Origin of the sequence: Gilliamella sp. B3892 (assembly GCF_026536305.1) — a bacterium.
GTDB lineage: Bacteria > Pseudomonadota > Gammaproteobacteria > Enterobacterales > Orbaceae > Gilliamella.
Window position 1 is genome coordinate 155185 of record NZ_JAFNOK010000005.1, and the last position, 23443, is coordinate 178627.

General features: G+C 37.9%; 17 protein-coding genes. 6 read left to right on the top strand and 11 right to left on the bottom strand.

Annotation, left to right across the window (positions count from 1 at the left end; translation table 11 throughout):
* Positions 1–62: 62 nt before the first annotated feature.
* The 8 genes from J3U74_RS07205 to pepB form a co-directional block, all read right to left on the bottom strand.
* The gene (locus tag J3U74_RS07205) at positions 63–887 is read right to left on the bottom strand and encodes a tetratricopeptide repeat protein (RefSeq protein ID WP_267328882.1); all 825 of its coding nucleotides are present in this window, start codon (positions 885–887) and stop codon (positions 63–65) included.
* 331 nt (positions 888–1218) lie between these two features.
* A complete protein-coding gene (locus J3U74_RS07210; RefSeq protein WP_267337962.1) occupies positions 1219–2862 on the bottom strand; it encodes a tetratricopeptide repeat protein in 1644 nt (547 codons plus the stop codon).
* A gap of 333 nt (positions 2863–3195) precedes the next feature.
* Positions 3196–6273: a tetratricopeptide repeat protein gene (locus tag J3U74_RS07215; protein WP_267328924.1), complete on the bottom strand. Its 3078-nt coding sequence runs from the start codon at positions 6271–6273 to the stop codon at positions 3196–3198.
* Positions 6274–6608: 335 nt separating this feature from the next.
* Entirely contained in the window at positions 6609–7760 is a 1152-nt protein-coding gene (locus tag J3U74_RS07220) for an SEL1-like repeat protein (protein ID WP_267328889.1), read from the bottom strand.
* 320 nt (positions 7761–8080) lie between these two features.
* Positions 8081–9334, bottom strand: a complete 1254-nt coding sequence (locus J3U74_RS07225; RefSeq protein ID WP_267337961.1) for a tetratricopeptide repeat protein — start codon at positions 9332–9334, stop codon at positions 8081–8083.
* A 324-nt stretch (positions 9335–9658) separates the two neighbouring features.
* Entirely contained in the window at positions 9659–10372 is a 714-nt protein-coding gene (locus tag J3U74_RS07230; protein WP_267337960.1) for a tetratricopeptide repeat protein, read from the bottom strand.
* 330 nt (positions 10373–10702) lie between these two features.
* The gene (locus J3U74_RS07235) at positions 10703–13036 is read right to left on the bottom strand and encodes a tetratricopeptide repeat protein (RefSeq protein WP_267337959.1); all 2334 of its coding nucleotides are present in this window, start codon (positions 13034–13036) and stop codon (positions 10703–10705) included.
* Positions 13037–13212: 176 nt separating this feature from the next.
* Positions 13213–14493, bottom strand: a complete 1281-nt coding sequence (pepB, locus tag J3U74_RS07240) for an aminopeptidase PepB (RefSeq protein ID WP_267328957.1) — start codon at positions 14491–14493, stop codon at positions 13213–13215.
* 101 nt (positions 14494–14594) lie between these two features.
* Here pepB and J3U74_RS07245 point away from each other — a divergent pair, with 101 nt between their 5' ends.
* A complete protein-coding gene (locus tag J3U74_RS07245) occupies positions 14595–15368 on the top strand; it encodes a tyrosine-protein phosphatase (protein ID WP_267328958.1) in 774 nt (257 codons plus the stop codon).
* 72 nt (positions 15369–15440) lie between these two features.
* Here J3U74_RS07245 and J3U74_RS07250 read toward each other — a convergent pair whose 3' ends face one another.
* Positions 15441–16058 (bottom strand): 4'-phosphopantetheinyl transferase family protein, encoded by a 618-nt coding sequence (locus tag J3U74_RS07250; RefSeq protein WP_267328959.1) that lies wholly within the window; start codon positions 16056–16058, stop codon positions 15441–15443.
* A gap of 97 nt (positions 16059–16155) precedes the next feature.
* Between J3U74_RS07250 and metC the strand changes: the two genes are divergently transcribed.
* Both metC and tilS read left to right on the top strand, forming a co-directional pair.
* Positions 16156–17373, top strand: coding sequence for a cystathionine beta-lyase (metC, locus tag J3U74_RS07255; protein ID WP_267328960.1), 1218 nt, complete (start codon positions 16156–16158; stop codon positions 17371–17373).
* A gap of 64 nt (positions 17374–17437) precedes the next feature.
* Positions 17438–18727: a tRNA lysidine(34) synthetase TilS gene (gene tilS / locus J3U74_RS07260; RefSeq protein ID WP_416379766.1), complete on the top strand. Its 1290-nt coding sequence runs from the start codon at positions 17438–17440 to the stop codon at positions 18725–18727.
* Between the two features lie 70 nt (positions 18728–18797).
* On the opposite strand, the gene J3U74_RS07265 is transcribed toward tilS, so the two are convergent.
* Positions 18798–20999 carry a heavy metal translocating P-type ATPase gene (locus J3U74_RS07265; RefSeq protein ID WP_267328962.1) on the bottom strand — a complete coding sequence of 734 codons (2202 nt, stop codon included), beginning with the start codon at positions 20997–20999 and terminating at the stop codon, positions 18798–18800.
* A 323-nt stretch (positions 21000–21322) separates the two neighbouring features.
* Between J3U74_RS07265 and J3U74_RS07270 the strand changes: the two genes are divergently transcribed.
* A complete protein-coding gene (locus J3U74_RS07270; RefSeq protein ID WP_220219606.1) occupies positions 21323–21649 on the top strand; it encodes a winged helix-turn-helix transcriptional regulator in 327 nt (108 codons plus the stop codon).
* Between the two features lie 102 nt (positions 21650–21751).
* Here J3U74_RS07270 and suhB read toward each other — a convergent pair whose 3' ends face one another.
* Positions 21752–22555: an inositol-1-monophosphatase gene (gene suhB / locus J3U74_RS07275; protein ID WP_220219605.1), complete on the bottom strand. Its 804-nt coding sequence runs from the start codon at positions 22553–22555 to the stop codon at positions 21752–21754.
* A 278-nt stretch (positions 22556–22833) separates the two neighbouring features.
* On the opposite strand from suhB, the gene J3U74_RS07280 reads away from it, so the two are divergent.
* Positions 22834–23163, top strand: a complete 330-nt coding sequence (locus tag J3U74_RS07280) for a hypothetical protein (RefSeq protein ID WP_267337958.1) — start codon at positions 22834–22836, stop codon at positions 23161–23163.
* A gap of 12 nt (positions 23164–23175) precedes the next feature.
* Positions 23176–23443 (top strand): POTRA domain-containing protein (locus J3U74_RS07285; RefSeq protein ID WP_267337957.1); only part of this gene is annotated, 268 nt, incomplete at its 3' end.

Genomic DNA, 23443 nt, shown 5'->3' on the forward strand with positions numbered 1-23443 from the left:
GACTTAATATGTAAGACAGTCCTTTTAACAGATTTCTGATTTGCGTGACTTATGAATAATGTCTATTTGGTTCCTTTAAGAAGGATATCGCAACTTTCTTTAAATTTTCGGTCACAAGCTAGTTCAAAATACTTTTTAGCTAACTTGCTATTTTTTTCAATACCATCGCCTTCATAATATATAACGCCTAATTTATGCATTGCTTCAGTGTAACCACTATCTGCTGCTTTTTTATACCAAAATAGTGCTTTTTCTTTATCGACTTTGACACCATCACCTTTGTCATACATAACCCCTAAACTATGTTGTGCGTCACCAAGACCTTGTTCAGCGGCTTTAGTATACCAATAGAACGCTTTTTCTTTATTGACGTCGACTCCCTCACCAGAGTCATACATAAACCCTAAATTATATTGCGCCTCACGCCCCCCTTGTTCTGCGGCTTTAGTATACCAATAGAGTGCTTTTTCTTTACTTTCTTCAACACCCTCACCTTCATTATACATTACCCCTAAATTATTTTGCGCTGTACTAAATCCTTGTTCAGCGGCTTTAGTATACCAATAGAACGCTTTTTCTTTATTGACGTCGACTCCCTCACCAGAGCCATACAGAAATCCTAAGTAAAATTGAGCCTCCTTATCTCCTTGCTCAGCGGCTTTAGTATACCAATATAACGATTTTCCTTTATCGGCTTCGACTCCCTTACCTTCGCCATACAGAAGGGCTAAGTAAAACTGAGCTCTGTTATCTCCCTGCTCAGCCTCAGTGTTACAAGCAATGAAAGCTTGATCAAAATCGTTTTGTTCAAGATAGGTAGTGCACTTATTAGCGTAAGCCGTCGTCGATAATAATGCAGTTAATACAACAAATAGTACTTTTTTCATTAGTTTTCCTTAAATTCCTTAAATATAATAATTTTTTTATTTTGCCTGCTGGCAAGAAAAGAACAAAAATACGTTTACTATCTATTACTTGTTAACAATGTACTTTTAAATCGCTTATCGGTATCGGGTTATGGGGTTGATAAAATGGTTAACACGCCAACCAAATTTATTGAGCCTTATCAAAATATCACTGTTATGCCAATTTATATCAAAAAAGTGATTGTGTTAACACAATAAATGACATTTTTAGGCTGTATAAAAAAAGAACTGCCTTAATATGTAAGACAGTTCTTTTAGCATAAATTGACTCTTCTATATTGATTAATGATGTTTACTTTATGGAATTATAATTATCACAACCTTCTTCTAAACCGAGTGAACAAGCTTGTTTAAAATATTTTTTGGCTAACGCTATATTTTTTTTAACGCCTTCACCTTGCTGATACATTACTCCTAAATTATTTTGCGCCTTACGCCCCCCTTGTTCAGCGGCTTTAGTATACCAATAGATCGCTTTTTCTTTATTGACGTCGACTCCATCACCTTCATAATACAAAATACCTAAATTATGCATTGCTTTAATGTTATCATAAAATGCTGCTTTTTTATACCAATATAGTGCTTCGTTTTTATCGACTTCGATTCCGTCACCTTCATAATACATAACGCCTAATTTATACATTGCTTGAGCGTTACCCTTATCTGCTGCTTCTTTATACCAAAATAGTGCTTTTTCTTTATCGACTTCAATTCCGTCACCTTCATAATACATAACGCCTAAATTATGCATTGCTTGAGCGCTACCATTATCTGCTGCTTTTTCATACCAAAATAGTGCTTTTTCTTTATCAACTTCAATTCCGTCACCACTGTCATACAAAAATGCTAAATAATATTGCACCTCATCATTACCCCCTATTTCTGCTGCTTTTGTGTACCAATAGAGCGCTTTTTCTTGATTGGCTTCAACGCCGTCTCCTTTTTGATACATATGTGCTAAATGCAACAGCGCCGTATTATCTTCTTGCAGCACTAATTCATGCTCTGCTAAACGGGTGACCAATGATAGCTTTTGTTCTTTAAAATGATCTGAAAACTCTTCCTCATTACTAAATCCATATTTTGCAGCTCTAAGGTACCAATATACCGCTTTTTCTTCATTGGCTTCGACTCCGTCACCTCTGTCATACATAAGTGCTAAAGAATATTGTGCTTCATCAACCTCTCCTTGCGCAGCTTTAGTGTACCAATAGAGCGCTTTTTCTTTATTGACTTTGACACCATCTCCTTTGTAATACATCAATCCTAAATTATATTGCCCCCACCCAACCCTTTGTTCAGCTGCTTTTGTGTACCAATAGAGCGCTTTTTCTTTATCGACTTTGACACCGTCTCCTTTGTAATACATAAGCCCTAATTTATATCCCGCCCAACCTTCCCCTTGTTCCGCAGCTTTTGTATACCAATAGCGCGCTTTTTCTTTATTGACTTCGACACAGTTCCCTTCTTCATACATCAATGCTAAACGTTGTTGCGCATTACTATCCCCTTGTTCTGCTAAACGGGTAGCCAATAATAGCTTTTGTTCTTTAAAATGATCTGAATACCCTTCCGGACTAACATATCCATTTTCGGCTGCTCTAAAGTACCAAAATTTAGCTTTTTCTTCATTGGCTTCGACTCCGTCACCTTTTTCATACATAACCCCTAATTTATATTGCGACCGAGTATGACTTTGTTCAGCTGCTTGAGTATACCAATATAACGCTTTTTCTTTATCGACTTCGACACCTTCACCTTCGGCATACATCAGTGCTAAGTTATATTGAGCATCCCTATCTCCCTGCTCTGCCTCACTGTTACAAACAACTAAAGCTTTATCAAAAGCTTCTTGTTCTAAATAAGTAATGCAATCATTAGCGTAAGCCGTCGTCGATAATAATGCTGTTAATACAACAAATAGTACTTTTTTCATTAGTTTTCCTTAAATTCCTAAAAATAATAATAATTTTTTTATTTTGCCTGCTGGCAAGAAAAGAACAAAAATACGTTTACTATCTATTACTTGTTAACAATGTACTTTTAAATAGCTTATTGGTATCGGGTTATAGGGTTGATAAAATGGTTAACACACCACCCTAACTTATTAGGTCGCATCAAAGTGTCACTGTTGAGCCAATTTATAACAAAAAAGTAATTGTGTTAACACAATAAATGACATTTTTAGACTGTATAAAAAAAGAACTGCCTTAATATGTAAGACAGTTCTTTAAACAGATTTCTAATTTGCCTGACTTATGAAGAATGTTTATTTGATTCCTTTGTGAAGGATATCGCAACTTTCTTTAAGTTTTTGCTCACAAGCTAGTTCAAAATACTTTTTAGCTAACTTGCTATTTTTTTCAATACCATCACCTTCATAATATATAACGCCTAACTGATGTATTGCTTGAGTGTTACCATTATCTGCTGCTTTTTTATACCAAAATAGTGCTTTGTTTTTATCGACTTTTATACCGTCACCTTTGTCATACATACGTGCTAACTCATATTGCGCAACAGTATGCTCTTCTTGCGCAACTTCATTGTACCAATATGCCGCTTTTTCTTTATTGACTTCGGCACCGTCACCTTTGTCATACATATATGCTAACTGATATTGTGCTTGAACAAGCCCTTGTTCTGCTGATTTTGTGTACCAATATAGCGCTTTTTCTTTATTGACTTTGACGCCTTCACCTTTGTCATACATACGTGCTAAATGGAATTGCGCCGTAATATCCCCTTGCTCTGTTAAACGGGTGATCGATAATAGCTTTTGTTTTTTAAAATGATCTGAATACTCTTCCTCATTACTAAACCCATTTTTTGCTGCTCTAAGGTACCAATATATCGCTTTTTCTTCATTGGCTTCAATTCCGTCACCTTTGTCATACATAAGTGCTAAAAAATATTGTGCACCACCATCCCCTTGTTCTGCAGCTTTTGTGTACCAATAGCGTGCTTTTTCTTTATTGACTTCAACACCATCACCTTCGTCATACATAACCCCTAATTTATATTGCGCCCAAACATTTCCTTGTTCCGCTGCTTTTGTGTACCAATAAAACGCTGTTTCTTTATTAACTTCGACATCGCTACCTATTTCATACATAAAAGCTAAATCTTGTTGTGCTTGAACAAATCCTGCTTCCGCTGCTTTTGTATACCAATAGAGCGCTTTTTCTTTATTGGCTTCGATATCATCTCCTGCTCTATACATAAAAGCTAAATCATATTGCGCACTAGTAAGCCCTGCTTCCGCTGCTTTAGTGTACCAATAGCGCGCTTTTTCTTTATTGACTTTGACGCCGTCTCCTTCTCCATACATACATGCTAAAAAATATTGCGCATCACTATCGCCTTGTTCTGCTAAACGGGTGACCAATGATAGCTTTTGTTCTATAAAATGATCTGAATACCCTTCTTCACTACTATATCCCTGTTTTGCTGCTCTAAGGTACCAATATATCGCTTTTTCTTCATTGGCTTCGATTCCGTCTCCTTTGTCATACATAAGTGCTAAAGAATATTGTGCACCACCACCCCCTTGTTCGGCAGCTTTTGTGTACCAATAGAGCGCTTTTTGTTTATTGACTTCGACACCGTCTCCTTCGTCATACATACGTGCTAAATCATATTGTACCGTATCATTCCCTTCTTCCGCTGTTTTAATGAGCAAATTGAGCGCCGTAACATTTCCTTTTTTCGCTGCTTGAGTGTACCAATAGTGCGCTTTTTCTTGATTGGCTTCGACACCATCACCTTTGTCATACATACGTGCTAAATGATATTGCGCATAATCAAGCCCTTTTTCCGCTGCTTTGGTGTACCAATAGAACGCTTTTTCTTTATTGGCTTCAACGCCGTGACCTGCGTCATACATAAATCCTAAATGATATTGTGCCTCACTAAACCCATGTTCAGCCGCTTGACTATACCAATATATCGCTTTTCCTTTATCAACTTCGATGCCGTCACCTTGCTCATACATAAGTCCTAAATCATATTTCGCCCGACTAAACCCTTGTTCAGCTGCTTGAGTATACCAATATAACGCTTTTTCTTTATCAACTTCGATGCCGTCACCTTGGCCATACATAAATCCTAACTTATATTGTGCCTCACTAACCCCCTGTTGAGCCGATTGACTATACCAATATAACGCTTTTTCTTTATTGACTTCGACACCGTCTCCTTTGTAACACATATTGGCTATGTTATATTGCGATATAACATCCCCTTGTTTTGCAGCTTTTGTGTACCAATAGAGTGCTTTTTCTTTATCGACTTCAATGCCCTTCCCACTATCATACATATGTGCTAAATCATATTGCGCTGTACGAAATCCGCCTTTCGCTGCTTGAATTAACCAATCTAGCGCTTTTTCTTTATTGCTTTTGATACCGTACCCTTCATCATAAATAACCCCAAGTTCTTTTTGCAGCTCATAAGTCCCGGAATATAATATTTGAGTGTACCAATAAAGCGCTTTTTCCTTATTGACTTCGGCACCGTCCGCTTCGTCATATATACGTGCTAAATCATATTGCGCATCACCAAGTCCTGCTTCCGCTGCTTGAATCAACCAATCTAATGCTTGTTCTTTATTGACTTCGACACCGTCTCCTGCTTCATATATACGTGCTAAATGATATTGCGCAACACGAACTCCTTTTTTCGCTGCTTGAGTATACCAATCTAGCGCTTTTTCTTTATTGACTTCGACACCGTCACCTTTGTCATACATACGTGCTAAATTATATTGCGCTTCACCAAGCCCTTGATCCATTGCTTTAGTGAACCAATATACCGCTTTTTCTTTATTGGCTTTGACACCGTCTCCTTTGTAATAAATAAGCCCTAAATAATTTTTCGCCTCATCAGACCCTTGTTCAGCTGCTTGTGTAAACCAATATATCGCTTTTTCTTTATTGACCTCGACACCCTCGCCTTTATCATACTTACGTGCTAAATCATATTGCGCCTCAACAAGTCCTTGTTTTGCTGCTTGAGTATACCAATAGAGCGCTTTTTCTTTATCGACTTCAACACAGTACCCATCGTCATACATCACTGCTAAATAATATTGCGTATGACTACGTCCGTGTTCCGCTGCTTGTGTCAACCAATAGAGCGATTTTTCTGGATAGATTCCGACAGGATCGCCTTGGTCATACATAAGCGCTAAGTTAATCATAGCGTCGGTATCTCCCTGCTCAGCCTCTTGTTTACAAGCAACAAAAGCTTTATCAAAATTATCTAGATCAAAATAAATAGCGCAATTATTAGCGTAAGCTGTCGTCGATAATAATGCTGTTAATACAACAAATAGTACTTTTTTCATTAGTTTTCCTTAAGTTCCTTAAATATAATATATTTTTTTATTTTGTCTGCTGGCAAGAAAAGAACAAAAATACGTTTACTATCTATTACTTGTTAACAATGCACTTTTAAATCGCTTATCGGTATCGGGTTATAGGGTTGATAAAAGGGTTAACACACCACCCTAACTTATTGGGTCGCATCAAAGTGTCACTGTTGAGCCAATTTATAACAAAAAAGTAATTGTGTTAACAGAATAAATGACATTTTGAGGTTGTATAAAAAAGAACTGCTTTAATATGTAAAGCAGTTCTTTTAGCAGATTTCTATTTTTGCGTGATTTATGAATAATGTTTATTACAATCCTTTATGAAGGATCTCACAACTTTCTTTAAATTTTAGCTCGCAAGCTTGTTCAAAATACTTTTTAGCTAACTCGCTATTTTTTTCAATACCATCACCTTCATAATACATAATGCCTAACTGATGTACTGCTTGAGCGTTACTATTATCTGCTGCTTTTTCATACCAATATAGTGCTTTTTCTATATTAATTTCGACACCGTCACCTTTGTCATACATACGTGCTAAATTATATTGATTTATCACAAACCATTCTTTATCTGCTTGAGCTTTAGTGTACCAATAGCGTGCTTTTTCTTTATTGACTTCGACACCATCACCTTGGTCATACATATATGCTAACTCTAATTGCGCATAATCATGCCCTTGTTTTGCTGCTTTTGTATACCAATAGAGCGCTTTTTCTTTACTGGCTTCGACACCATCACCTTTGTCATACATACGTGCTAAATGATATTGCGCATAATCAAGCCCTTTTTCCGCTGCTTGAGTGTACCAATAGAGCGCTTTATCTTTATTGACTTTGACACCATTACCTTTGGAATACATATCTGCTAAAGGATAAAGCGCCATATCAAACAGTTCTTTCTCTGCTTGAGCTTTAGTGTACCATTTGAGTGCTTTTTCTTTATTGACTTCGACACCATCACCTCGGTCATACATATATGCTAATTCTAATTGCGCCGAAAAATGCCCTTTTTCAGCTGCTTTTGTGCGCCAATAGAGCACTTTTTCTTTATTGGCTTCGACACCGTCTCCTAATTCATACATGCGTGATAAACCATATTGCGCCTCAACTAATCCGTGTTCCGCTGCTTTTGTGTACCAATATAACGCTTTTTCTTTATTAATTTCGGTACCGTCTCCTTTGTCATACATAGATGCTAAATCATATTGCGCCTCAACAAATCCGTCTTCCGCTGCTTTTGTGTACCAATAGAGCGAGTTTTCTGCATTGGCTTCGACACCGTCGCTTCTGTCATACATACGCTCTATAAATAGCTGATTTTTCTTATCTAGCTCTTCAGCCCCCAATTTACAAGAAATTACAACTTTATCATCTTGATAAAATAGAATATCGCACTTTTTAGCGTAAGCTGTCGTCGATAATAATGCTGTTAATACAACAAATAGTACTTTTTTCATTAGTTTTCCTTAAATTCCTAAAATATAATAATTTTTTTATTTTGCCTGCTAGCAAGAAAAGAACAAAAATACATTTACTATCTATTACTTGTTAACAATGTACTTTTAAATCGCTTATCGGTATCGGGTTATGGAGTCGATAAAATGACTAACACGCCAAATATCTTGAGCCGTATCAAAATATCACTGTTATGCCAATTTATATCAAAAAAGTGATTGTGTTAACAGAATAAATCACATTTTGAGGCTGTATAAAAAAAGAACTGCCTTAATATGTAAGACAGTTCTTTTAGCATAAATTGACTCTTCTATAATGATGTTTACTTTATGGAATTATAATTATCACAACCTTCTTTTAAACCGAGTGAACAAGCTTGTTTAAAATATTTTTTGGCTAACGCTATATCTTTTTTAACGCCCTCGCCTTGCTGATACATTACGCCTAAATTATTTTGCGCCTCACGCCCCCCTTGTTCAGCGGCTTTAGTATACCAATAAAGCGCTTTTTCTTTATCGACTTCGACACCCTCACCTTCGGCATAAATAACCCCTAAATTATTTTGCGCCCCACGCCACCCTTGTTCAGCGGCTTTAGTATACCAATATAGCGCTTTTTCTTTATCGACTTTGACACCTTCACCTTCGTCATACATCAATCCTAAATTAAATTGTGCGTCACCAACACCTTGTTCAGCGGCTTTAGTATACCAATAGAGGGCTTTTTCTTTATCGACTTTGACACCGTCTCCTTCGTCATACATAAGGCCTAAATTATTTTGCGCCTCACGCCCCCCTTGTTCTGCGGCTTTAGTATACCAATAGAGCGCTTTTTCTTTATCGACTTTGACACCGTCTCCTTCGTTATACATAAGGCCTAAATTATATTGCGCGGAATCAACACCTTGTTCTGCTGCTTTAGTATACCAATAGAAGGCTTTTTCTTTATCGACTTTGACACCGTCTCCTTCGTTATACATAAGGCCTAAATTATATTGCGCGTCACCAACCCCTTGTTCTGCGGCTTTAGTATACCAATATAGCGCTTTTTCTTTATCGACTTCGACACCCTCACCTTCGTAATACATCAATCCTAAATTATATTGCGCATCATCAATGCCTTGTTCTGCGGCTTTAGTATACCAATAGAGCGCTTTTTCTTTATTAACTTTGATACCATCACCATCGTCATACATCAATCCTAAATTAAATTGTGCGTCACCAACACCTTGTTCTGCGGCTTTAGTATACCAATATAGCGCTTTTTCTTTATCAACTTTGACACCTTCACCATCGGCATACATAATCCCAATACTAAATTGCGCATCACCATCCCCTTGTTCAGCGGCTTTAGTAAACCAATATAGCGCTTTTTCTTTATTGACTTTGACGCCCTCACCTTCGGCATACATCAGTGCTAAGTTATATTGAGCATCCCTATCTCCCTGCTCTGCCTCACTGTTACAAACAACTAAAGCTTTATCAAAAACTTCTTGTTCTAAATAAGTAATGCAATTATTAGCGTAAGCCGTCGTCGATAATAATGCTGTTAATACAACAAATAGTACTTTTTTCATTAGTTTTCCTTAAATTCCTAAAATATAATAATTTTTTTATTTTGCCTGCTAGCAAGAAAAGAACAAAAATACATTTACTATCTATTACTTGTTAACAATGTACTTTTAAATCGCTTATCGGTATCGGGTTATAGGGTTGATAAAAGGGTTAACACACCACCCTAACTTATTGGGTCGCATCAAAGTGTCACTGTTGAGCCAATTTATATCAAAAAAGTAATTGTGTTAACAGAATAAATGACATTTTGAGGCGGTATAAAAAAAGAACTGCCTTAATATGTAAGACAGTTCTTTTAGCATAAATTGACTCTTCTATAATGATGTTTACTTTATGGAATTATAATTATCACAACCTTCTTTTAAACCGAGTGAACAAGCTTGTTTAAAATATTTTTTGGCTAACGCTATATCTTTTTTAACACCGTCACCTTGCTGATACAGTGCTCCTAAATTATTTTGCGCCTCACGCCCCCCTTGTTCAGCGGCTTTAGTATACCAATAGATCGCTTTTTCTTTATTGACGTCGACTCCATCACCTTCGTCATACATAAGCCCTAAATTATATTGCGCCTCACGCCCCCCTTGTTCTGCGGCTTTAGTATACCAATAGAACGCTTTTTCTTTATTGACGTCGACTCCATCACCTTCGTCATACATAAGCCCTAAATTATATTGCGCATCACCAACACCTTGTTCAGCGGCTTTAGTATACCAATAGATCGCTTTTTCTTTACTTTCTTCAACACCCTCACCTTCATCATAAATAACCGCTAAATTATATTGTGCGTCACCAACACCTTGTTCTGCGGCTTTAGTATACCAATAGATCGCTTTTTCTTTACTTTCTTTAACACCCTCACCTTCGTCATACATAAGTGCTAAGTTATATTGAGCATCTTTATCTCCCTGCTCTGCCTCAGTGTTACAAGCAACTAAAGCTTTATCTAAAGCTGCTTGTTTTAAATAAGTAATGCAATTATTAGCGTAAGCTGTTGTCGATAATAATGCAGTTAATACAACAAATAGTATTTTTTTCATAAGTTTTCCTTAAACCACTAAAAAATAAAAATAATTTTTTTAGTTTGCCTACTGACAAGAAAAGTTCAAAAATAGGCTTACTCTCTATTACTCGTTAACAATGTACTTTTAAATGGCTTATCGGTATTGGGTTATGGCGTTGATAAATGGTTAACACGCCAACCAAATTTATTGAGCCGAGTCAAAATATCACTGTTATGCCAATTTATATCAAAAAAATGATTGTGTTAACAGAATAAATGACATTTTTAGGCTGTATAAAAAAACTGCCTTAATATATAAGACAGCTCTTTAGGTACAAATTGACTCTTCTATATTGCTTAATGATATTTACTTCATGGAATTATAACTATCACAACTTTTTTTTAAACCGAGTGAACAAGCTTGTTTAAAATATTTTTTGGCTAACGCTATATTTTTTTTAACGCCCTCACCTTGCTGATACATTACTCCTAAATTATTTTGCGCCCAACCAACGCCTTGTTCAGCAGCTTTAGTATACCAATATACTGCTTTTTCTTTGTTAACTTCGACACCAAAACCTTCGTCATACATAACCCCCAAATTATATTGAGCATCATCAACACCTTGTTCCGCAGCTTTAGTTAACCAGTATAGCGCTTTTTCTCTGTTTTCTTCGACGCCGTCACCTTGGGCATACATAATCCCTAGATAATATTGTGCGTCATCAACATCTTGTTCTGCAGCTTTAGTAAACCAATTTAGCGCTTTTTCTTTATTGACTTTGACACCGTCACCTTCGTAATACATCAATCCTAAATTATATTGCGCATCATCAATGCCTTGTTCTGCGGCTTTAGTATACCAATAGAGCGCTTTTTCTTTATTAACTTTGATGCCATCACCATCGTCATACATCAATCCTAAATTAAATTGTGCGTCACCAACCCCTTGTTCTGCGGCTTTAGTATACCAATATAGCGCTTTTTCTTTATCAACTTTGACACCTTCACCATCGGCATACATAATCCCAATACTAAATTGCGCATCACCATCCCCTTGTTCAGCGGCTTTAGTAAACCAATATAGCGCTTTTTCTTTATTGACTTTGACGCCCTCACCTTCGTCATACAGAAGTGCTAAGTTATACTGGCCATTTATATGACCTTGTTCAGCGGCTTTAGTATACCAATAGAACGCTTTTTCTTTATTGACTTTGACGCCTACACCTTCGTCATACATGAGCCCTAAATTATATTGCGCCCGACTAAATCCTTGTTCAGCAGCTTGGCTATACCAATAGAATGCTTTTTCTTTATCGGCTTTGACTCCCTTTCCTTGGTTATACATATTCCCTAAATTATATTGCGCTTTATCATACCCTTGTTCAGCAGCTTGGCTATACCAATGGAATGCTTTTTCTTTATCAACTTCGACACCTTCACCTTCGTCATACATAACGCCTAAATTAAATTGTGCGTCAACAACCCCTTGTTCTGCGGCTTGAGTATACCAATATAACGCTTTTTCTTTATCGACTTCGACACCTTGACCTTCGTCATACATAACGCCTAAATTAAATTGTGCGTCACCAACCCCTTGTTCTGCGGCTTTAGTATACCAATAGAGCGCTTTTTCTTTATCGACTTTGACACCTTCACCTTCAGCATACATAATCCCTAAATAATGTTGCGCTTGAGCAAACCCTTGTTCAGCGGCTTGACTATACCAATAGAATGCTTTTTCTCTATCTTCCTTGACGCCCTCTCCATGGTCATACATAAGCCCTAAATTATATTGCGACTTATCTAACCCTTGTTCAGCGGCTTGACTATACCAATAGAATGCTTTTTCTTTATCGACTTTGACGCCCTCACCTTCGTCATACATAACCCCTAAATTATGTTGCGCCTCACTGAACCCTCGTTCAGCGGCTTGAGTATACCAATATAACGCTTTTTCTGTATTGGCTTTGACCACATCACCTTGGTCATACATAAGCCCTAGGTTATATTGTGCTTTAGTAAACCCTTGTTCAGCCGCTTTTTTATACCAATATAGCGCTTTTTCTTTATCGACTTCGACGCCGTCTCCTTCTTTATATATAATCGCTAAATTATATTGCGCTTTATCTAACCCTTGTTCAGCAGCTTGGCTATACCAATAGAATGCTTTTTCTTTATCGACTTCGATGCCGTCACCTTGCTCATACATAAGTCCCAAATTATATTGCGCCTTACTCAGCCCTTGTTCAGCTGCTTTTTTATACCAATATACTGCTTTTTCTTTATCGACTTCGACACCGCCACCTTCGTTATATAAAATCCCTAAATTATATTGTGCCTTATTAAACCCTTGTTCAGCGGATTTTTTATACCAATATAGCGCTTTTTCTTTATCGACTTCGACAACTTCACCTAGATCATACCAAACCCCTAATTCAAATTGCGCTTTACTAAACCCTTGTTCAGCTGCTTTTTTATACCAATAGAGCGCTTGTTCGTTATTTTCTTCAACGCCGAGACCTCGATAATACATCGTTCCTAAATTATACTGAGCTTGTCTATCTCCCTGCTCAGCCTCAGTGTTACAAGCAAATAACGCTTGTTCAAAATCTTTTTGTTCAAAAAAAGTAGCACAATGATTAGCGTAAGCCGTCGTCGATAATAATGCTGTTAATACAACAAATAGTGTTTTCTTCATGATTCTTCCTTAACCCACTGAAATATAATAATTTACTTATTTTTTTGCTAGCAAACGAGTAAAATGCAAAAGACATTAATAAAAGCCTTTTGCAAATCAATAATGCTTCGATAAGCAGTTAATAATCTCCTAATATAAGCTAACTTGATAATAAATTGACTTGTAATATCAATCATTTATTTTAAAGTACTTAATAGATTGGCAATGGTTCTTACACCAATACCCGTTGCTCCCGTTGCCCACAATGCGCTAGCGCTTTTACGGAATGTTGCTGAACAGTCGATGTGCAGCCAGTTTTGTTTATAATTTTTAATAAAATATGACAAAAATGCCGCTGCCGTGCTGGCGCCAGCCGTATTAGGTAATCCGGAATTAGCTATATCGGCAAATGAGGAAGGGAACTGGGAGCGATGAAACTCCGCTAATGGCAAACGCCAAAAGGCTTCATGCTCGATTTCACTACTCACCAATAGCGCATTAGCTAATTTATCATCAAACGAAAGTAACGATTGATAGTCATTACCGACAGCAATTTTTGCAGCGCCGGTTAATGTTGCACAATCAATAATATAATGAGGTTTATCTTTGTCAGCACTGATTAATCCGTCAGCTAAAACTAAACGACCTTCAGCGTCAGTGTTATCAATTTCAACTGTTTTACCGTTGCGATAACGGATAATATCACCAAGTTTAAAGGCGTTACCACTGACTAAGTTATCTGCACAACATAAGTAAAGTTTAATACGATGATTGACACCTCGTGCAATAGCGAGTGCTAAAGCGCTGGTAACCAGAGCTGCACCACCCATATCGGCACGCATCGACTCCATAAAGCTACTCGGTTTTAGGCTGTAGCCCCCCGAATCAAAGGTGATACCTTTACCAACTAAACAAGCAACGATAGGCGCTTTTGGATTTTGGCTCGGGTTATAGTCAAGTTCAAGTAGTGCCGCCGCCCTATCCGATCCTTTCCCCACAGTATAAATACCTATATAATCATGCGTTTTTAATGCTTCGCCTGTGATAATATTGTATTTAATATCAGATGAATAAGTGCTAATTAATTTGGCGCTTTGGGTGGCTAATTCAAGTGGACTTAATGTTTCAGCGGGTTGGTTAACAATATCACGGCACCAATCAATAATGGCTAGGCGGTGTTTGAGTTCTTGTTTATCTTCAGTACTAAGTTTTGGCCAACTCACTTTATTATTATTTTTAGCATTACGATAACCTAACCAAAAATGCCAGCAAGATTCTAAATCCCAGCCACTTCCACTGAGTTTAATCGAGTTAATGCCTTGATTATCAAGTTTACGCCCTGCCCGTTGAATTGCACCTAAGCGATGTTCAGTTTTATAGTGAATAGTAATAGACTCTTGGCAATAGCTCAGTAGCGCATCTTTACCCCACTGTGGTTGCGCAACTTGATCAGAAAGTAAAATAGATAATGTAGACATAATAAGCACCTCGATAAGTAATAAAGCAAAAACAATGGCTTAATTCTAATCAGAAACATGTTAATATAGCAAGCGAAGTTAAGCATAAATAAGGAACAGCAATGACATCGGTTATACCTATTAAAAATGGCATCAATTTTCGTGATTTAGGCGGCATTAAAACCAAAGATGGGCGGCAAGTTCGCTCTGGCATGTTATATCGGGCTGGGGAATTTTCTCGCCTCACAGAGGATGAAAAAAAATTCTTGTCTGACGAATTAAAGTTACATTATGTTTTAGATTATCGTGATCAACATGAAATCGATCGCCACCCTGATAATTTATGGGCTGATAGTCATTATATTAATGTACCGGCCAATCCATTAAATAACGAAATTACCGCAAGTTTAACCAGTGATCTAAAAAACGATATCACGGTGTTAAAAAAATATTCCCCTCATGAGTTTATGCTTAAACTTTATCAGCTTTTACCGTTTAATAATCTTGCTTATCAGACACTTATTTCAACACTATTTAAAGCCAATGGTAGACCGTTAGTCCAACATTGTGCAGTTGGCAAAGACAGAACAGGCATCGGTGTGGCATTAGTTTTATTTGCTTTAGGCGTTAGTGAAGAGGTGGTTATGCAAGATTACTTACTCACTGAACAGTGCTTACAAACGTTTCGAGAACAGACGCTTAACCAACAAAAAAGCCAATTAACACCGGAAGAGTTTGAAAAGCAAAAAGCGATCTTTGCTACCAAAAAAGAGTATTTAAGCGCTGCAATTACGGCTATTAAAGAGCGTTATAACACTATCGATAACTGGTTAGCGCAAGAGTATGATCTCGACCAAAAAAACAGAGAAATATTGCAAAATATCTATCTTGTTTAAAGCTTAACAGCCTGTTTACTCATTTGATTAATGATGATTTGTTAGAATTTATCCAGCAAGTCATCAAGTTAATTACGTATTTAACACAAAATGAGTAATCGGCTTATCGCAATTGACCGCAAGATGAATATCACCCACCTGCTGATATTGATAATAAAAGTGGCCGCCAAAAGGTGCACTAATCATCTTGTTAGCCAGATCAATTTTTACCGATTTCATTTGCCACACCCCTTTGGCATAGAGCTTTAAGGCCGACTCTTTTAACGTCCAAAGTTGCCAAAAAGCGGATAGCTCATCTTGTTGTGTGCGCATCCATTGACATTCGGTATCAGCAAAAAAATTTTTTGCTACCTTCTGATAATTTTTTCGTGGACGTGCCACTTCGATATCTAACCCAACTTTACCGGTTAATGAAATCGCCACAGCCACGCTGTTTTGACTGTGACTAATATTAAAATCCGGCAGATTAGAATCTAAAAAACAGGGGCGAGCATTATCGCCAATTATCATTGTTGGCAAAGTTTCGATCTGACAATATTGATTGAGCAAACTGGCTAGTATGGAACGACAGGCTAAAAACTGTTTTTTACGTCGCTCATTCATTTTATTAGCATCATTAATAATTTGCTCAGATAACAACGAATAGTTAATTGCCACGCTATTGAGATTGGCAAGTTGGACAATTAGCATGATTGAAAAGCCAGTATTGATAAAAATTATTTTTTACTATTTTAACAGCATGCTATGCTAATTGTTATTAAAATTTATCAGATAGCAAGGATACGTCATGTCATTACAAACCAAATTAGTCAATGCTGGTCGCAAAAAACGCTATACTCAAGGTGCAGTAAATCCGGTTATCCAACGAGCCTCATCGTTAGTATTTGACTCTATTGCAGCCAAAAAAGAAGCGACCGAAAATCGCACTAATGGCGCACTCTTTTATGGACGTCGAGGTACATTAACCCATTTCTCGCTGCAAGATGCCTTGACTGAAATTGAAGGAGGTGCAGGATGTTACCTTTACCCGTGTGGTGCAGCAGCCATTGCCAATGCGATTTTGGCTTTTGTAAAAACCGGCGACCATATTTTGGTATCTGAAGCCAGTTACGAACCGACTCAAGAGTTTTGTAATCATATTTTAAAAGATTTAGGTGTTGAAACCGATTACTTTTCACCTTTAGTTGGCCGTTATATCACAAACCACATCAAACCAAATACTAAAGTGGTGTTTTTAGAGTCGCCAAGCTCAATTACGATGGAAATTCATGATGTGCCCGCTATTGTGAAAGCAATCAGGAACATTAATCCGCAAATAGTCATTATAATGGATAATACCTGGGCTGCTGGCGTGCTATTTAAAGCGTTAGATCATGATATTGATATCTCAATTCAAGCAGGCACTAAATATTTAATTGGTCACTCCGATGCGATGCTCGGCACTGCTGTTGCTAATGAGCGATGCTGGGATAGATTGCGAGAACGCTCTTATTTAATGGGTCAAATGTGTGATGCAGATACCGCTTATATGGCAGCACGAGGTTTACGCACTTTAGCAGTCAGACTTAAACAACATCATGAAAGTGGCTTAAAAGTAGCAAAATGGCTGGCGGCTCATCCTAAAGTCGCAACCGTTAATCACCCTGCCTTAACAAGTTGCAAAGGACATGAATTTTTTGCCCGTGACTTTACCGGTGCAAGTGGTTTATTTTCATTTGTGCTAAACGACCATTTAAATGATGTACAGCTTTCCGACTTTTTAGATAATTTAACCCATTTTTCAATGGCTTATTCATGGGGTGGGTTTGAGTCATTAATTTTAGCCAATCAACCCGAAGAGCTAGCCAAAATCCGACCGGTTTCTGGAGTCAGCTTTGACGGAACGCTCATTCGGTTACATATTGGGCTTGAAGATCCCGATGATTTAATTGCTGATCTATCCGCCGGTTTAGATCGAATTAAGTTAAATAAAAATAAAGCAAATGCCCTACAAAGCTTAATATGATCAAAATTTAGTATGATTAAAAGCTTAGTGTGATTAAATAACAATGAAAAATCAAAGCCAAACGATGATTGATCAAAGCATTGAACAGGCGATTTTTGATCATATCAAAAATCGTCAATCGCTACTGGTTGCTTACAGTGGTGGCGTGGATTCAACGGTGCTATTACATGCGCTTACCCAATTGAAACAACAGCAACGACCAGACTTACAACTCAGCGCAATTTATATTCATCATGGCTTAAGTCAAAATGCCGATAGCTGGGCAAGGCATTGCCAACAGCAGTGCCAAATATGGCAAGTACCGATCATTATTGAAAAAGTTCAGCTCGATCCTATGGCGGGTAATATTGAACAGCAAGCTCGAAATGCTCGTTATCAGGCAATTTATCGTCACCTAAAAAGCGATCAGATGCTATGCACAGCCCAGCATCTTGATGACCAATGCGAAACTTTTTTGTTAGCGCTAAAACGGGGCAGCGGACCAGCCGGTTTATCGGCAATGCCGGTTGAAAGCAACAGGCATCTTAGACCATTATTGACGATCTCACGCCAACAAATCGAAGCGTACGCCAACAGGCATCAATTAACTTGGATAGAAGATGAAAGCAATCAAGATGACCATTATGACCGTAACTTTCTACGATTAAAGGTGTTACCACTTATCAATCAGCGCTGGCCACAGTTTTCCCAAATGGTTGCGCGAAGTGCTTCACTTTGCCAACAACAAGAAGCGTTAATTAACGAGCTGTTAGATAACGATTTTCACCAACTATTGACAACGCAAGGTCAGCTACGTTTGTCGCCGTTAATCAATTATTCAGAATATAAACGCAATGCGATTTTGCGCATGTGGTTTCGACAACAAGGCATAATGATGCCGAGTCAAAAACAGCTGGCATTAATTTGGCAAACGGTCGTTGAAGCGAAGGAAGATGCTAATCCAAAATTTGTTTTGCATAACAAACAAATTCGCCGTTATCAAAATCAACTTTATCTGTTGCCACTGTATGATGATACTGAACACTTAGTCATCAATTGGGATCTCACTTCGCCTTTAGTGTTACCGGATAATATCGGTCAGTTACAATCTCATTACCAGCACGATTTAAATTGTCGCCTACCTCAAGCCGACGAAGCAGTTACCGTACGTTTTCATGCGCAAGGTCGATTGCAAATAGTTAATCGGCAAGGGTCAAGAGCGATCAAAAAAATATGGCAAGAACACCAGATCCCACCATGGATGCGTACACGTACGCCTTTGATTTACTATAACGAACAACTTATTTGTGCCGTTGGCGTGTTTGTCACTGAGCAAGGCAAAGGATCGCAAATTAATTTTAGTGTGACCGAATAAATAAAATGCTTTTAAGCAACTCAAGCAGAAACGTAATCAATAAGGGGCATAATTGCCCCTTAACTTATAACTAACCATTCGCTGACTTAGTTTCTGCCCTTGCCTTCCAGCGTTTAAGTAATAAAGCATTGGTGACAACACTGACACTACTTAATGCCATAGCAGCGCCAGCTATCATTGGATTTAAAAAGCCCAATGCAGCTAATGGAATACCAATTAAGTTATAAAAAAACGCCCAAAACAGGTTTTGTTTGATCTTATTATAAGTTCGGCGGGAAATATCAATCGCATCAGCAATAAGATACAAATTACCACGCATTAAGGTAATACTTGCTGCATGCATTGCCACATCTGTCCCCGTCCCCATTGCTATACCAATATCAGCAGCTGCCAAAGCGGGAGCATCATTAATACCGTCGCCCACCATTGCTACTCGATTATTGGTATTAGTGTGACTCTCTTTTTGTAATTGATAGATATAATTAGCTTTGTCCTGTGGTAACACTTCTGCAATAACTTTATCTAAGCCTAACTGCTGACCTACCGAATTTGCAGCTTGTTGATTATCACCGGTTAGCATAACGGTATTAACATGTAATTGATGTAGTGCATCAATAGCATTTTTGGCTTCGGGTTTTATCACATCAGCAAAACCAAATAAAGCCAGTATCGCTACACTATTTTCAGATTGTTGCTTAGCTAAAAATGAGATGGTATAGCCTTTCGCAGTTAGCTCACTGATTTTATCATCCATATCAACAAAATAGGCATTTAATGACTTCATCCAGCGTAAACTACCTAAATAATATTCGGTATTATCAATGGTTGCCATGACGCCCGATCCGGTGACAGAGGTAATATTTTGAGCATAATCGTACTGTTTTGCTTTAGACAAGATAGCTTTAGCTAATGGGTGCTCACTGCCCGCTTGCATAGATGCCGCAAGCGATAAGATTTGATCGGGCGTCTCAGTGCCAATTACATCCATTTCGACCAGTTCAGGTTTACCTAGGGTTAATGTGCCGGTTTTATCGAATGCGACGGTATTAATATTGTGCAATGTTTCTAAGGCTTCAGCATCTTTAATTAAAATGCCTTGTCGAGCAGCCACGCCTGTTCCAACCATGATCGCTGTTGGCGTGGCTAAACCTAAAGCACACGGGCAAGCAATAACTAATACGGCAACAGCATGCAGTAATGCTTGTTGCCAATCATGATACATCACGCCCCATGCCAATAAGGTAATTAAAGCGATAATCAAAATGACCGGCACAAAGATTGCACTAATACGATCAACAATACGTTGAATTGGCGCTTTTTTAGCTTGCGCAGATTCAACCATTTGAATAATTTTTGCCAGGGTCGAGTCGGCTTCAACCGCTGTGGTTTTGACTAACAATAACCCTTCACCATTAATGGTACCGCCGGTAACTGTACTATTAACCGTTTTATTTACCGGTAAACTTTCCCCGGTCAACATCGATTCATCACAGCTCGAAGCACCTTCAATAACAATACCGTCAACCGCAATACGCTCACCGGGTTTGATAATAACAATATCATCCACCTTCACTTGATTGATCGGTAAACTTACTTGTTGATCGCCTCGTTTAACTAACGCTAGCTCAGGCCTTAAGGCGGAAAGTGCTTCGATCGCTTGGGTGGTTTGATGTTTTGCTCTTGACTCGAGCCATTTACCAAACAAAATCAGGGTAATAATAACAACTGATGATTCAAAATAGAGATGATCATAATCGCCATTAATCAGTTGATATAGCGACAAACCATAAGCTGCACTGGTACCCATTGCCACTAATAAATCCATATTACCCGTTAACGCTTTTAGTGCCTTAAAAGCACTACGATAGAATTTAGCCCCCAGACCAAATTGAACAATCGAAGCCAGCACAAGTTGTAACCATGCTGGCATCATCAAATGAATATTAAACGGCTCAAGTAGCATCGGCACAACAAATGGAATAGCCAAAATAACCGATAACACAATCGGCCAAAGTGACGCTTGTTTCTCTTCATCTTTGGCGTGTGTTTGTTGATCGGTAATTTTCACCGCATGATAACCGGCTTTATCCACCGCCGACATTAGCGTTTCTAATTTAACATTGGCATTGGCAGTCACGTTTGCTTTTTCGGTGGCAAGATTGACACTGGCATCGATTACACCATCAATTTTTTTTAATGCTTTTTCAACTCGGCTGACGCATGATGCGCAACTCATATCTTCAACAAAAAATTGATATTCAACTGTTTTCATTTGACGCATCCTTCAATAATTAGTGTTGTTTTGATTTATTATATTCACTAAGAAACCATTTTATTTGACGCTATCGTTATAATATAAATAATCTATCTAAAACCAAATATATCTTATTTATCCAAAAGATCTTATTTTTACAGGTTGTATTGATAGCCATTTTAATACTAATTGTATTATTAACAAGAATGCACTTTTTTGATATATACTATCCAAAAAGATACTGTTAAGACATTAACGTGAACAATCCTATAGCTAAAATCGATGAACGCGAACCACATTCGCAACCAACTATCTGTTGCCCGGTCGAAACAACCTTAAATATGATTGGTGGAAAATATAAAGCTTTGATTTTATGGCAACTGATGACAAACAAAACATTAAGGTTTTCGCAACTGCGTAAACAAATCCCTTGCGCCACGCCAAAAATGCTAACGGCGCAATTACGTGAACTTGAATCGCATCAGCTAATTAATCGAAAAGTTTTCCCGGTTGTGCCACCGAAAGTCGAATATTCCTTAACCGCATTTGGTGAAAGTATTCAACCGGTACTGCAAGCTATGTATAAATGGGGTAGTCACTGCTTAAACAATCAAGGATTGAATGTTAATTGCTCAATGGAGCCAATGCCAGCCAAACAAAAAAGATAAATAATTGATTGGTACTATGTAGGCATTTCTTATTATAGCTAAAGCAAAATACACAGCCGCAACCAAAAAGAACAGAGCATTATCACTCTGTTCTAATCAACATTAGCCTCGTAAGTTTTCCGGCCAATCGTTTTGGGTAGAAACCAGCAAATCTTTCACAACACGTGGATTACCGGCAACAATATTGCCCGATACCATGTAGTTATTTCCGCCGGCAAAATCGGTAATAACGCCACCAGCTTCACGTAAAATTAACTCGCCTGCGGCAATATCCCATGGTTTTAAACCGATTTCAAAAAAGCCATCTAAGCGACCCGCTGCCACATAAGCCAAATCTAGTGCCGCTGACCCACTACGACGAAAATCACCACATTTGGTAAATAATTTTTGTAGTACTGCAAAATAGCTATCGCTGTATTGCTTTGCTTTAAATGGAAAAGCTGTTGCCAGTACGCTTCCTTCTAAATCTTTAGCATTACTAACACGAATTCGGTAGCCATTAAGCTGCGCACCTTTACCACGTGCCGCAGTAAATAGCTCGTTACTCATTGGATTATAGACAACCGCCACTTCGGTTTTACCTTTCACTCGAGCAGCAATAGACACCGCAAAATGGGGAATATTTTTAATAAAATTGGTGGTACCATCAATTGGATCGATTACCCACTGCGTATCGGCATCATTACCTTTAGCAAGGCCGCTTTCTTCAGCAATAATAGTATGATCTGGATAAGCTTTTTTAATTGTTTCAATAATCAAAGCTTCAGCCGCTCGATCTGCATTAGTTGCAAAATCATTAGCACCTTTAGTGTTAATTTCGATTGAACTCGGGTTTTCATAAGCCTTAATGGCAACATTACCTGCTTTACGCGCAGCACGAATAGCAATATTAAGCATCGGATGCATAATTTTCTTCCAATTGATGATGTTAAAGAACGGAGTAAAAATAAGTATGGTCTTTGCCATACACAAAATTATGCCTAGTATAAAGCTTTTGCCCTATCTTTGCCAGTCTATGTTGAGATTGATATTTAATTTACCTTAGCTTAACCCATTGAGTACATTTATACCGAACCGATAACTCATCTCTTTTTACACAAAAACACTTATCGTTTTTAAATAGACTATTTATTAGCCATATGTTAATATTCCAAAAAAGGATTTTTATTAGATTTTGATTTTATATGGATTTTTTATTTAAACATTGCTGTATTGCGGCTGTAACAATCGTATTAACATCACCCATAGCATTAGCTCAATTGCCTGCTACGCAACAGTTGGGTGATATGCAACTGATTCATCAACAAGAGCGTCAAAAGGCTTTAGAAGAATCATTAACTACCACTGCTCCCGATATTCATTTGCTTCCGCCGACAACCAGTGTCAACGAGTTAAATTTTCCGCAAGAGTCTTTATGTTTCAATATTGATCAGGTTCAATTGCTTGAGCGTGATAAATTACCCTGGTTTGTTCCTTTAAACAAGCTTGCCCAACAAGCAGAGCATCGCTGTTAAGGCGCTAAAGGGGTGAACATTTTAATGAGCGCCATTCAAGATCGCTTAGTCAGCTATGGCTATATTACAACAAGAGTGGTTGTGCCGGAGCAGGATTTAACCCAAGGGGTGTTAAAATTACTCCTGGTTGAAGGTAAAGTGAGACATATACGCTACACCGATGACAGTGATAAATATGCGCAACTTTACACCGCGATGCCGGCAAGAGAAGGGAAAATCTTAAATTTACGTGATATCGAGCAAGGGCTTGAAAATCTTCAGCGCATACCAACAGTCAGCA